Source organism: Nocardioides hwasunensis, assembly GCF_014779665.1.
Classification (GTDB): domain Bacteria; phylum Actinomycetota; class Actinomycetes; order Propionibacteriales; family Nocardioidaceae; genus Nocardioides; species Nocardioides hwasunensis.
In genome coordinates, this window is record NZ_JACXYY010000001.1 from 421587 (window position 1) to 433230 (window position 11644).

11 protein-coding genes are annotated in these 11644 nt (G+C 68.6%); 2 read left to right on the top strand and 9 right to left on the bottom strand.

What is annotated here, in order from left to right; all coding sequences use genetic code 11:
* The first annotated feature begins 74 nt into the window (after positions 1–74).
* Positions 75–995: a C40 family peptidase gene (locus tag IEZ25_RS02110; RefSeq protein WP_318151993.1), complete on the top strand. Its 921-nt coding sequence runs from the start codon at positions 75–77 to the stop codon at positions 993–995.
* Positions 916–2244: a gluzincin family metallopeptidase gene (locus IEZ25_RS02115; protein ID WP_191197724.1), complete on the top strand. Its 1329-nt coding sequence runs from the start codon at positions 916–918 to the stop codon at positions 2242–2244. Before IEZ25_RS02110 ends, IEZ25_RS02115 begins: the two co-directional genes overlap by 80 nt.
* An 88-nt stretch (positions 2245–2332) precedes the next feature.
* On the opposite strand, the gene IEZ25_RS02120 is transcribed toward IEZ25_RS02115, so the two are convergent.
* From IEZ25_RS02120 to cpaB, 9 genes are all read right to left on the bottom strand, one after another.
* The gene (locus tag IEZ25_RS02120; RefSeq protein WP_191197725.1) at positions 2333–2494 is read right to left on the bottom strand and encodes a Flp family type IVb pilin; all 162 of its coding nucleotides are present in this window, start codon (positions 2492–2494) and stop codon (positions 2333–2335) included.
* A gap of 81 nt (positions 2495–2575) precedes the next feature.
* Positions 2576–2767, bottom strand: coding sequence for a Flp family type IVb pilin (locus tag IEZ25_RS02125; RefSeq protein WP_191197726.1), 192 nt, complete (start codon positions 2765–2767; stop codon positions 2576–2578).
* Positions 2768–2969: 202 nt separating this feature from the next.
* Positions 2970–3605 (bottom strand): response regulator, encoded by a 636-nt coding sequence (locus IEZ25_RS02130; RefSeq protein ID WP_191197727.1) that lies wholly within the window; start codon positions 3603–3605, stop codon positions 2970–2972.
* Positions 3602–5158 carry a sensor histidine kinase gene (locus IEZ25_RS02135; protein WP_191197728.1) on the bottom strand — a complete coding sequence of 519 codons (1557 nt, stop codon included), beginning with the start codon at positions 5156–5158 and terminating at the stop codon, positions 3602–3604. The genes IEZ25_RS02130 and IEZ25_RS02135 overlap by 4 nt, the downstream gene beginning before the upstream one ends.
* A 4-nt stretch (positions 5159–5162) precedes the next feature.
* Complete coding sequence (locus IEZ25_RS02140; RefSeq protein WP_191197729.1) at positions 5163–6092, bottom strand: type II secretion system F family protein; 930 nt, start codon at positions 6090–6092, stop codon at positions 5163–5165.
* 1 nt (position 6093) lies between these two features.
* On the bottom strand, positions 6094–7992 hold the full coding sequence (locus IEZ25_RS02145) for a type II secretion system F family protein (protein ID WP_191197730.1): 1899 nt from the start codon (positions 7990–7992) through the stop codon (positions 6094–6096).
* Complete coding sequence (locus IEZ25_RS02150; RefSeq protein ID WP_191197731.1) at positions 7989–9422, bottom strand: CpaF family protein; 1434 nt, start codon at positions 9420–9422, stop codon at positions 7989–7991. Before IEZ25_RS02150 ends, IEZ25_RS02145 begins: the two co-directional genes overlap by 4 nt.
* A 2-nt stretch (positions 9423–9424) precedes the next feature.
* Entirely contained in the window at positions 9425–10663 is a 1239-nt protein-coding gene (locus IEZ25_RS02155) for an AAA family ATPase (protein ID WP_191197732.1), read from the bottom strand.
* A gap of 1 nt (position 10664) precedes the next feature.
* Positions 10665–11408 (bottom strand): Flp pilus assembly protein CpaB, encoded by a 744-nt coding sequence (gene cpaB / locus IEZ25_RS02160; RefSeq protein WP_191197733.1) that lies wholly within the window; start codon positions 11406–11408, stop codon positions 10665–10667.
* Positions 11409–11644 lie beyond the last annotated feature (236 nt).

Consider the following 11644-nt stretch of genomic DNA (forward strand, 5'->3'; position numbering starts at 1 on the left):
CGCTCGTGGCTCACACCCGCAAGCGAGTCGGCGCGACCGTCCTAGGACTGTGCGCAATCGCCGCCATCGCATTCGTGCCCGCGACCCCCGCGCAGGCCGACCCCAGCATCAAGGACGTCAAGGTTCGCGTCGATCGCCTCTACCACGAGGCCGAGGCGGCTCAGGAGCGCCTGCACGACGCCAAGCTCGAGCTCGCCGATCTCCGCAGCGACCTGTCCGGCCTGGAGGCCGACCAGGAGCGCCAGGACGACCGTCTCGACGCCGTGCGTGCCCAGGTGTCCGACGCCGTGGTGCGCCAGCTCGAGGGCGAGGGGATCTCGACCGTCGGCCAGATCGTCGTCGCGGAGGACCCCGGGTCGTTCCTCGACTCGCTCTCCACGATGTCGTCCTTCAACGACCTCCAATCCTCGCTCCTCAGCAACTACGACACCGAGCTCGAGGCCCTCGAGATCCGTCGCGAGGCCACCGATGCGCGCACGACCGAGATCGCCGAGCTCACCGACCAGTTGAGCACCGAGAAGGACACGGTCGACGAGAAGCTCGCCGAGGCCAAGGACGTGCTCGCCGACCTCGAGGCCGAGGAGCGTGAGCGGCTCCTCGCCTCCCGCGGCAGCTCGGTCCGGATGCCCAGTGACGTGCCCGCCTCCGGCCGCGCGGCCGCCGCCGTCCAGTACGCCATGGCCCAGGTCGGGGACGCCTACGTCTACGGTGCCGCCGGTGAGAACGCCTTCGACTGCAGCGGCCTGACCATGCGGGCCTGGGCCCAGGCCGGTGTGGCTCTGCCGCACTCGTCCAGTGCTCAGTTCGGCTTCGGCCCTCGCGTTGCCGCGAGCGACCTGCAGCCGGGTGACCTGGTCTTCTACTACAGCCCCATCAGCCACGTCGGGATGTACATCGGCAACGGGATGATCGTCCATGCCGCCAACCCCGGCACCGGCGTCGTCGTCTCGGGCCTCTACTCGATGCCGTTCGTCGGCGCGGTCCGCCCTGGCTGATCAGCCGCGCACGAAGGCCGGCCGTCCACTCCTGTGGGCGGCCGGCCTTTCGCTGTCCCTGGTCGCTGCGCTCGTCGTCGCGCTCCTGGCGCGTGACAGCCGCTACGAGGCCGACACCGGACCCCTCGACGTACCCCGCGCGAGCCCAGCCGCCGCGACGGCTGCTCTCACGACCTTCGTGGACGGCATCGAGGCGCGCGATGCTGATGTCATGGCCGATCTGGCGCCAGGGGGCGACACCGCTGCGCGCGACCTCCTCGCGGGCATCGGGCGCAACGCCGCTGCCCTTGCCCTGGTCGGCGTGACGGCGCGCTACGTGGACCAGGTGGGCGCCGTCGATGAGGACGGCACGTGGTCCGGAGTCGTCGAGCTGACGTGGCAGCTCGACGGGTTCGATCCAGCCCCGTCCGAGGCCGACGTCGTGGTCACCTTCGCCCCGGACGGGGACACGCTCGGCATCGTCGGCTTCGGGAGCGCCGACGGGGGAGGGCGATCACGTACGCCGCTGTGGCTGCGCGGCGAGCTCTCCGTGGCGCGCACGGCGGGCGTGCTCGTCATGGCCGACGGAACCACGGGCGAGGCCGACGACGTGGCGCAGCGCGTCACCCGGGGGATCCAGGTCGTGCGACGGGTGCTGCCCGACTGGGAGGGCCCGGTGGTCGTGGAGGTCCCGGCCAGCGGTGCGGACCTCGACGAGACGCTCGGCGCGAGCCCCGGGACGTACGCCGACATCGCAGCGGTCACCGCGGCGGTCGGTAGCGGGACGGCCGACGACGCGCCGGTGCACGTCTTGGTGAACCCCGATGTGACCGACGGCCTGCGACGGGCTGGCGCCCAGGTGGTCATGAGCCACGAGCTCGTGCACGTCGCGACCGACGCGGCCCGCAGCGCGATGGAGCCGTGGCTGCTGGAGGGCTTCGCCGACTACGTCGCGCTCCGTAACACGCGTCTGCCGGACCGCGTGACCCTCGGGCGCGCCGTCGATGCGGTGCGCCGTGACGGACTGCCGGAGGCGTTGCCGTCGGCAGCTGACTTCGACACCCGATCCGACGGCCTCCAGGCGGCCTACGAGGGAGCCTGGCTGGCGTGCCGGATCATCGCCGAGCGGGTGGGGGAGGAACGTCTGGTGCAGCTGTACGGCGACGTCTCCGGAGGTGCAGCGATCGGCGATCGGCTGCGCATGAGAGGGCTACCGCTCGGGAGGCTGACAGCGACATGGCGAGGGACGCTGGCAGACCTGAGCAGGTGATGTCGGTAGGTCCCGTAGACGACTGAGGGCGACCGGTCTACCGGTCGCCCTCGGACGTGATGTGACGGGGCGGGTCGTCCACGACCCATCAGCGGGAGAAGACTCCTGCGGGGACCTCGAAGAGGTCGCTCACGGCGGTGCCGAACAGCGCGACGGCCGCGACGATGACGATGGCGATCATCGCCACCATGAGACCGTACTCGACGGCCGTCGCACCGCGCTCGTCGCGCATCTCGTGCCAGCGATCCATTGCCCGTTCTCCTAGTGTGAAGAGACAAGACCCGGGCCCGCGTGCGCGGACCCGGGTCACGATGCAGCCCGGCTGCGTGGATCAGTTGGTGGAGCCGGTGCCGATGCTCGAGGAGACGTTGTTGAACAGCGACGACAGGTTGCCACCGAGCAGGGTGACGGCGGCGATGATCACGATGGCGATGAGGGCGACCATGAGGCCGTACTCCACGGCGGTGGCGCCCTTCTCCTCGTCGCGGCGAGCGTTGAGCATGATGGTCAGGAACTCGATCATTGTTTTCCCCTTGGAAGTCGAATTGTTTGGGTCCCGAGCCCACGAGGACCCGTCAGGAGAAACTCTCGTCCATATCGGGATCCGGCGAATCGGGTGAACGGCTCCGATGGGGTAGTCCGTTCTGACTATCTTGCGACCACCCCGTCGGACGCAGGCGATGGCTCACCTGCTGGGCGCGTCGCACGAGTGGTCCCTGGGGCCGTCAAGCTTGGTGATCCAGCATTCCCATCCGCATCGCGGTCACCAAGGCCTGCGCCCGGTTGGCCGCTCCGAGCTTCTGGTAGATGTGCGTGATGTGGGTCTTCGCGGTCGACTCGCTCAGGTAGAGCCGGCGGGCGATGTCGCCGGTGCCCAGACCGTCGGCGAGCAGCACCAACACCTCCTCCTCGCGGCCGGACAGCCGGGGCGCGGCAGGGGTGGTGGCTCGACGCATCATCGCGGCGCTGAGTCCGGCGCACAGGAAGGTCCGGGGGGCGACGGCTGCGTGCCGGGCGGCACTCACCACCTCCGAGGCCTTGCTGTCCTTGCCGACGAAGGCCGAGGCGCCCGCTTCCATGGCTGCGAAGATCTGGTCGTCACCCGCGTGCATGGTGAGGACGACCAGACCGACGGTGTCGCTCTGCTCGCGAACGGACCGCACCACCTCCAGTCCCTGACCGTCCGGAAGCTGGAGGTCGGTGACCACCACGTCCGGATCGACGTCACGGAAGACGGACAGGCCCTCGTGCACACTGCCGGCCTGACCCACGACGCGCATCTCGTCCTCGCGCTCGAAGGCGCGGGCGAGCCCCTGTCGGATCAGCTCGTGGTCGTCGATCAGCATGACGGTGGTGCTCATCTGGCTGAGCTCCCCTCTCGGGTGGTGGTGGTCTGTTCTGTGCGGAGGTGAACCCGGGTGCCGCCGGCGGCTCGGTCGCACACATCGAGACGTGCACCGATCCCGGCGGCACGCTCGGACATGGTCTGGAGACCCCAGTGGCGGTCCTTCGGGCTGGCGTTGCCGACGCCGTCGTCCTCGATCTGCAGGTCGACGGACCAGCCGTCGGTGGCGAAGCTGACCCACAGGTTCTCGGCGTGCGAGTGTCGGCGCACGTTGCTGATCGCCTCCTGGGCGATGCGCAGCAGCTCGGACTCCGTGTTGGGCGACAGCGGCGGACCGACCTCGTCGAAGTCGAGGTGCACGTGGAGATCGGTGCCGCTGCTGAGGTCGCGGACGTACTCGGAGATGGCGCCTGACAGGCGCTGGCCGGTGACCTCGTGCCGCAGGTCGTAGATGGAGTAGCGCAGCTCGCCGACGACCCGGGTGATCTCGTCGCGAAGGGATACGGCGAGGTCGCGCGCCTTCTTGTCGTGGGAGATCGACTCGATCTCGTCCACGACGTAGCCGAGCGCGACGATCTCCTGGGCTACGCCGTCGTGCATCTCGCGGGCCAGCCGGTTGCGCTCCTCCGACGTAGCCATGATCCGCACCTCGTCGAACAGCACCGCGGTGTCGAGCCTGAGCGCGAAGTCATCGGTCATCTCCGCGGCTCGTTGCGCGATCTCGTCGTTCCAGCGCTGCACACCACCGAGAGCGAGGAACCCCATGACACCGGCGGTGCCGTGCACGGGCACGATCCGCACGTCCGGACTCCGGTGCTCGACGGAGAGGCGCACCTCGTCGGCCAGCTGCGCGGCATCGCCACAGCTGGACAGCACGACCAGGTCATCCTGCGCCGAGCCGGTGAAGACCGTCGACGTCACGGCGCCGGTCGCCCGGCGCAGGTGTGTCTGGAGGTCCGCGGCGAGCTGGAGGCGGTCCAGCCCCAGCTCACGTCGCCGCGCGAGGTCATGGAGCTGGGCCATCAGCTGATGGGCGGCCTGGTAGGGCGCGCGTCGTGCGCCTTGGTCGCGCAGGGATCGTGACTGCCAGCTGGTCAACATGCCGGCGCCCAGTCCGCTCAGCACCCACGGGGCGGCTGCGAAGAGCTCCGGGCGCGGATCGTCGCCCGCAGCGGAGGCACCGAGCACCCCCAACGCGCCGACGGCTGCCACGTTGACGGTGGTGACGAGCCCGTGACGCAGCCCCGTCACCACAGGCGGGGCCGCCAGGTAGGCGTAGAGGCCGATCGAAGCGTCCGCGCTCGAGAGGATCAGAGCGCTGAGGAGCATCTCGGCGGCTGCGACCCACGGTGACCGGTCGGGCTGGGGTGACCAGTCCAGCACCGCGCTCGCGGCAGCGATGACGGCCAGCGCGGTCAGGAGTGGCCACGAGGCGCCCGCCTCGTTGTCGGCCAGCACGATGCCTGCGGCGAGAGCCAGGGCGAACACGCGGATCGCGGTCGTGACCCGCCAGGTGTAGGGCAGCCCGCCTGCGGGAACCGCTCGGTCCAGTCGCGAGGTCAGGCGCATCGCGTCACTGGTTCGAGAAGGTCTCGGCGATCTGGATGCCGGCCGGCCCCATGATCACGAGGAACAGGCACGGCAGGATGAAGAGCACCAGAGGGATCATCATCCGGACCGGGACCTGCTGGGCCTTCTCCTCGGCTCGCTGGCGACGTTTCGTGCGCATCTCCGCGCTCTGGATGCGGAGCACGCGTCCGATCGGGATGCCGAGGCTGTCGGCCTGCACCATCGCCAGGCAGAACGACTTGAGGTCGTCGAGCGAGGTGCGATCTGCCATCGCACGCATCGCGTCCACCCGGCCGACGCCGATGTTCATCTCTTGGAGCAGTCGGGCGAACTCGCCCGCGAGCGGACCGTTCGTGTTGCGGGCGACGCGGTCCACCGCGGCGTCGAAGCCCAGCCCGGCCTCGACCGAGACGGTCAACAGGTCGAGGGCGTCCGGCAGCGAGTTCCGCATCAGCTTCTCTCGCTTCTGGCCAGCATTGTGGAGCAGCACGTTGGGAAGCAGGTAGCCGAACGCAGCCACCAGGGCTGTCGCGATGACGACGCGACTGAAGGGCCAGTCCCGCGCCGCGAAGTAGAGCAGCCCGAGCCCGCCGAACGTGGCCATGCCGAGCACCTTGAGCCCGATGAGGCGGTTGGCGTCCCAGCCGGGAGGGTTGCCGGCGACGTTGAGCCGGTACTCCAGCTTGGTGGCCGTGTCGGCCCGCACCAGCCTGCGACCGGTGCCCACCAGCTGGTCGCCGAGGGGGCCCAACACCCGCTCGGCGAAGGGCCGCTCGAGCTCCGACTTGAGCATGTCGGGCGTGCTGCGGCTCATGGCCTGGATGGCGGCCACCGAGCGGCCGACGCCGCGCCGCTCCCGCGTGATCACGCCGACGACGGAGAGTGACAGCACGATGGCCACGAAGACGAGACCGGCACCGATCCAGAGAATCATCTCACACCTTCACTGTCGCGAGCTTGGCCATGGCGAACGAGCCCAAGGACAACAGGAACAGTGCCACGGCGAGGATGATGTAGCCAGGAAGCGTGGTGTAGAGCAGCCGCACGTACTCGGGGTTGGCGAACGTCATGTAGAAGAAGATGAGGGGTGGCAGGCCGGTGAGGATGTAGCCGGAGAGCCGTCCCTCGGCACTGAGCGCCTTCACCTGGCGGCGAAGGTACTCGCGCTCGCGCAGGGTCTCGGAGACCGTGTGCAGGATCTCGGCGAGGTTGCCACCCACCTCGCGCTGGATGCGTACGGCCATGACCACCCAGCCGAAGTCCTCACTCTCCATGCGCTCGCCGACACCGTCCAGGGCATCGGTGATGTCGACCCCGAGCCGCTGCTCGACCAGGGCCCGGCGCAGCTCACCGGCCATCGGCTCGTGACCTTCGCGGACCACGGTGTCGACCGCCTGCGGAAGAGACAGGCCGGCCTGAAGGCCGCCCGCCATCAGGCTGAGGGTCTGCGCCAGCTGTCCGTTGAAGGCACCGAGCCGGCGGCTGTGGCGGAACCGCAGGTACACCCACGGCACGCCGATGCCTAGCAGGAGGCCGAGAATGCTGAGCGACGCTCCACCCATCACGAGTCCGACCACACCGCCGGTCACGGCGATCCCGACGTGGAGCAGCACCCACTCGGAGGCGGTCAAGGCCGAGCCGGCGCCGGACAATCGCTGCGAGATCTTCGTCTCGAGGTCGGCGCTGACGAACTTGTTCGCCACAGAGACGGCCGATCCCTTCAGGTCCGCCGAAGTGGTCGCCTTCTTCTGCTTCTTGCCGTTGGCGCCGCCGGCTCCGTTGAAGTAGGCATCGAGCTGGCGCACCGACTGTGAGCGATTGTCGCCGCTGCCGATGAGTGCGACAGCGAGGAGCCCGAACAGGCCAACGGCCAGGGTGGCTGCTCCGATCAGCATGCCTGAGTTGCCGACGAGCGCTTTTCCCGACGTGACCACGTCGGGCACCTCGAAGCCCGGCCCGAGCGTGGTGAAGGCCGTGTCGTGGTACGCCGTACCTCCGGCGTCGACGACGACGTCGATGTTCGCGTCCGCTCCGGTGCCGTACGGAGCCTCGAAGCTGACGAGCAGCTGCTGCGCGAGTGCGTCCGCTCGCTCGTTGAACACCGAGGTGAGCACGTCGGGGTCGGCAGGGATGACCGAGCCGTTGGTGGCTGCAGCAATGGCAGCGAGCTCGTCGCTGCCCGCGGGCTCGACCAGGGAGACGACGTCGACGACCACGCCTGCCTCCTTGGCATCCGCGGTGGCGACCTCGGGGGTCATGCTGCTGCCGGTGTCGGCTCCGTCGGACAGGACGAGGAGATTGCGCGCGCCATCTGCCTGGAGGAGCTTGACGCCCTCCACGACGGCGTCGTACACGTTGGTGCCCCTGGACAGCTGGACCTCGGTCAGCGCCTGTCGGACCGCGTCATGGTCGGTGGTGGGGGCCACCGTTGAGGTGATGGAGCCGGCGAACGCGACGAGGCCGATGGCGACGTCGTCCGGGGCGGTGTCGAGGAAGGCATTGATCGCTGTGGTGGCGGCGGCGAACTTTCCGCGCCCCTTCATGCTGTTGCTCGCATCGAGCACGATGACCGTCGATCGGTTGATGTCTCCGGCGTCGACGAGCTTGGCAGACGTATCGACAGCGCTGCCGTTGAGCTCGACGGAGATCTGCGAGGCCTCGACGGTGACGCCGGGAGGTACGCCGTCGGTGGAGACGAGCAGGCTGACGGAGCCGCGATCGGTGTCGACGTGCTCGATGGTGATGCCGTCGGCCGCCCACGCCGGCGCGGTACCGACCACGAGGACGACGGCCGCGGCGAGAGCAGCAGCCACCCCGCGCCGGACAACGCTCATCGGGTGCCACCCACGACGAACACTGCCGGGTTGAGGTGGACGCCGTGGTCGGCCAGTCGCTCGAGGAACCTCGGGCGCAGCCCGGTCGACGCGAGACCTCCCTTGAACTTGCCCTGGTCGTCCACGCCTGCGGCGTAGTCGAAGAGGAAGACGTCCTGAGTGGTGACGATGTCACCCTCCATGCCGACGATCTCGGTGATCGCGGTGATCCTCCGGGTGCCGTCCTTGAGGCGGGTCTGCTGGATGATCAGGTCGACGGCGCTGGCCACCTGTTCGCGGATGGCCCGCACGGGGAGGTCCATGCCGGCCATCAGCACCATCGTCTCCAGCCGCGACAGCGCGTCACGCGGCGTGTTCGCGTGCAGGGTGGAGATCGACCCGTCGTGGCCGGTGTTCATCGCCTGGAGCATGTCGAGAGCCGCCGCGTCGCGGATCTCGCCGACGACGACGCGGTCGGGACGCATGCGCAGCGAGTTCTTGACCAGGTCGCGGATGGTGACCGCTCCCTTGCCCTCGATGTTGGGCGGACGCGACTCCAGGCGGAGCACGTGGTCCTGGACGAGCCTGAGCTCGGCGGCGTCCTCGATGGTCACGATGCGCTCGTCGGTCGGGATGAACGACGACAGCACGTTGAGCGTCGTCGTCTTGCCGGCACCCGTACCACCCGAGACCAGGATGTTCAGCCGACCACGGACGCAGGCGTCGAGGAGGTCCGCAGAAGCGCGGTTGAGCGTGCCGAACGTGATCAGGTCCTCGACCGTGTAGGGGTCCTCGGAGAACTTGCGGATCGTCAGCTTGGAGCCGTCGAGTGCCAGAGGCGGGATGATCGCGTTCACGCGGCTGCCGTCGGGGAGCCGGGCGTCCACCATGGGGCTGGTCTCGTCGACCCGGCGGCCGATCTTGCTGACGATCTTGTCGATCGTGCGGCGCAAGTGCGCCTCGTCGTTGAACGTGGCGTCCACCTTGACGAGCTTGCCGCTGCGCTCGACGTAGATGTCCTGGAACGTGTTGACCATGACCTCGGACAGGTCGGGGTCGCGCAGCAGTGGCTCAAGTGGCCCGTAGCCGAGGATGTCGTCTGCGATCTCCTGAGAGATGCGCGACTTGTCCGCCGACGACATCGGCATGTCCACCTCTGCGAGGGTGGTCTGCAGGGCGAGACGCACCTGCTGCTCCAGGTCGGATTGCGTCAGGTGGGCGTCGTAGAGCGTCGGACCCAGCGCACTGACCAGGCGACCATGGACGATGCGCTTGAGCTCCTTGAACGGATCAGCGCTGTCACGAGCAGCAGCGCGGCGACGGGTCGCCTCGGTCGGTTCGGAGGACTTGGCCGGTGACGTGCCCGGTGCGGTCGACTCGGACGAGCTCCCCGCGGCGGGCGCCTCGGATCGTGAGCGCGACGCGGCGGCGAGACGGTCGGTGAGGCTCATGGTCAGCCCTTCCTGAGACGGAGACGTCCGGTCCTGCGGCTGGCCCCAGCGGCGTCGTCAGCCGGGGCATGTGCCTTGGCGAGCGTGTTCGCGAAGGTGACCAACGCCTTGCTGTTCGCGTTGCCGGGGTAGGCCTTCACGAGGGCTTCGCCGCGGTTGACAGCAGCCAGGACCTCCCGGCTGCTCACGAGAGTCGCGTCGGCCTTGAGGCCGAGGGTCGACTCGAACTCGGACTGGGTGAGGCCCACCTTGGCGTCCGCACGGTTGAGCACGAACGTCCAGGAGTCGCGGGCGAAGTTCAAGAGGTCCAGCGTGCTGGTCGCGAGCTTGACGCCCTTGAGTGCCGGGATGTCCAGTGTGCCGACGAGGATGATGCTGTCGGAGCGATCGAGCGCGGCGAGTGCCTGGTCGTCGAACACCCCGGAGGTGTCGACGACGATGAACTCGAACATGGCCTTCAGGCCGTCGAGGAGCAGGCCGATCTCCTCACCGGAGGCCTGGTCGGGGGAGTCCAGGTGCACAGGCGCGGCCACCACGGCGAGCTGGTCGGAGTGGCGGGTGAGAAGGGACTCGATGGAGCCTTCGTCGATGCTGCCGCCGAAGCCCACGAGGTCGTTCACGTTACGGGTCGGCGTCAGCTGCAGCATGAGGGCGACGTCTCCGCTGTTGACGTCGAGGTCGACGAGACACACCTTGTGTCCCTTGTCCGCGAGCGCGACCGCGGTGTTGGTCGCCACCAGGCTCTTGCCGACACCGCCCTTGGTGGAGAAGACCGTGAAGAGCTTGCCCTGCGGCGCCTCGGCGGCCGCACGCTCGGCCGCCGCCTCCGCGATGATCTGAGCCTTGGCCTCCTCGGCCGCGGCCTGAACCCCGCCCAGCATGGTCTTGCCGATCGCGCTGGAGACGGTGCGTGCGCGCTGCACAGCGGTCGTGATCCCGGCCAGGTCCTTGCTCTGGACGACCTCGCGCATGCCGCTTCGCAGTGCCATCGACAGCGCGCCGGCGTCCACGGCGTCGCGCAGCAAGATGACGCCCAGATCGGGTCGGTTGATGCGTGCCCACTGGGCGAAGGACGTCGCGTCCTCGGCAGTGATGCTCGGGCCGATCAGCACCGCGAACTCGTCGTGCGAGTCTTGGATGAGGGTGTGGAGCTCCGCGACCGTGCCGACAGCGGTGGAGCCGTGCAGCATGGCCTGGAGGATCCCGCGCTGCGCGGGGTCGACCTCGACGATGGCTGTCATGTCAGCTCACGACCGGGGGGAGTCCGGGGACCGCGAGCTGCACGTCGGTGCCCTTCTCGTCCACGACCTTGGTGTTCTCGCTGAGGAGCGCGAAGTTCAGCTCGCCGAACCGGTCTGCCCAGATCAGCTTCTCCGACTCCTTCTGGCTCAGCGCCAGGGTGAGGATGGTCTTGGGGACCTCCTCCAGGATCTGTGCCCCGGAGTCGTCGGTCGTCGTGCGCGACGTCGTGGTGGTCTGGCCGACACCGATGACGGTGACGCGCGTGAGCAGGACGCGGGTGTAGGACTTCGGGTCCGTGACGGTGACGAACACGGCCACCTCGGAGCCCGGGTTGACGAAGCCCGCGACCCGCTCCGGGTCGGTCAGCTCGACCGAGATGGCCAGCTTGTCGTCCGGGATGACCAAGGACTCGGTCTGTGCGATCGTGCCGAACTTGTCGGCGATCAGCTGCTCACCGGGATAGATGTTGCCAGTGGAGACCAGGCCGGTGACGCTGGTGGACGAGGACAGCGCGCCGGGGACCATGTCTTCTCGGCGCACCTCGGAGGTGGCGAACTTTCCAGCAGCCTCGGCGTCGGCGACGGACTCACCAGCGTTGACGACGTCCTTCGCGACCAGGACCTTGACGAGCTCCTGTCCCTGCGTGGCTCGGCTGTCGATGCCCTGGACATACAGGACGATCAGCAAGGTACCGACGAGTGCCGTGACGATGGCCACGGCGAGAAGTACGGAACGACGTGCCATCGGGCATCCTTCGAACTCAGAACCACGGATGTGGATTCGCTCAGGTGGTTGCCGGGAGCCGAACGTGCCCTCGGGGTGACGGCCGCTCGGAGACATGCGCGCTGCTGAGGATCCCGACGTCCCTCACGCACGCCAGACACTAGGCGCGTGCTCGGAGAGGTGAGGGCTAAACCTGACAAACCACCCGAAGGCAGCATCCGGGTAGCCCGAAGTGACTAGTCCGACGTAGTCATGGT

What these genes read in the sequence shown, in the direction of transcription:
- cpaB (WP_191197733.1), bottom strand. Translation starts at nt 11,408, where the DNA reads ATGGCACGTCGTTCCGTACTTCTCGCCGTGGCCATCGTCACGGCACTC.
- IEZ25_RS02115 (WP_191197724.1), top strand. Translation starts at nt 916, where the DNA reads ATGCCGCCAACCCCGGCACCGGCGTCGTCGTCTCGGGCCTCTACTCGA.
- IEZ25_RS02155 (WP_191197732.1), bottom strand. Translation starts at nt 10,663, where the DNA reads ATGACAGCCATCGTCGAGGTCGACCCCGCGCAGCGCGGGATCCTCCAG.
- IEZ25_RS02130 (WP_191197727.1), bottom strand. Translation starts at nt 3,605, where the DNA reads ATGAGCACCACCGTCATGCTGATCGACGACCACGAGCTGATCCGACAG.
- IEZ25_RS02145 (WP_191197730.1), bottom strand. Translation starts at nt 7,992, where the DNA reads ATGAGCGTTGTCCGGCGCGGGGTGGCTGCTGCTCTCGCCGCGGCCGTC.
- IEZ25_RS02140 (WP_191197729.1), bottom strand. Translation starts at nt 6,092, where the DNA reads ATGATTCTCTGGATCGGTGCCGGTCTCGTCTTCGTGGCCATCGTGCTG.
- IEZ25_RS02135 (WP_191197728.1), bottom strand. Translation starts at nt 5,158, where the DNA reads ATGCGCCTGACCTCGCGACTGGACCGAGCGGTTCCCGCAGGCGGGCTG.
- IEZ25_RS02120 (WP_191197725.1), bottom strand. Translation starts at nt 2,494, where the DNA reads ATGGATCGCTGGCACGAGATGCGCGACGAGCGCGGTGCGACGGCCGTC.
- IEZ25_RS02150 (WP_191197731.1), bottom strand. Translation starts at nt 9,422, where the DNA reads ATGAGCCTCACCGACCGTCTCGCCGCCGCGTCGCGCTCACGATCCGAG.
- IEZ25_RS02125 (WP_191197726.1), bottom strand. Translation starts at nt 2,767, where the DNA reads ATGATCGAGTTCCTGACCATCATGCTCAACGCTCGCCGCGACGAGGAG.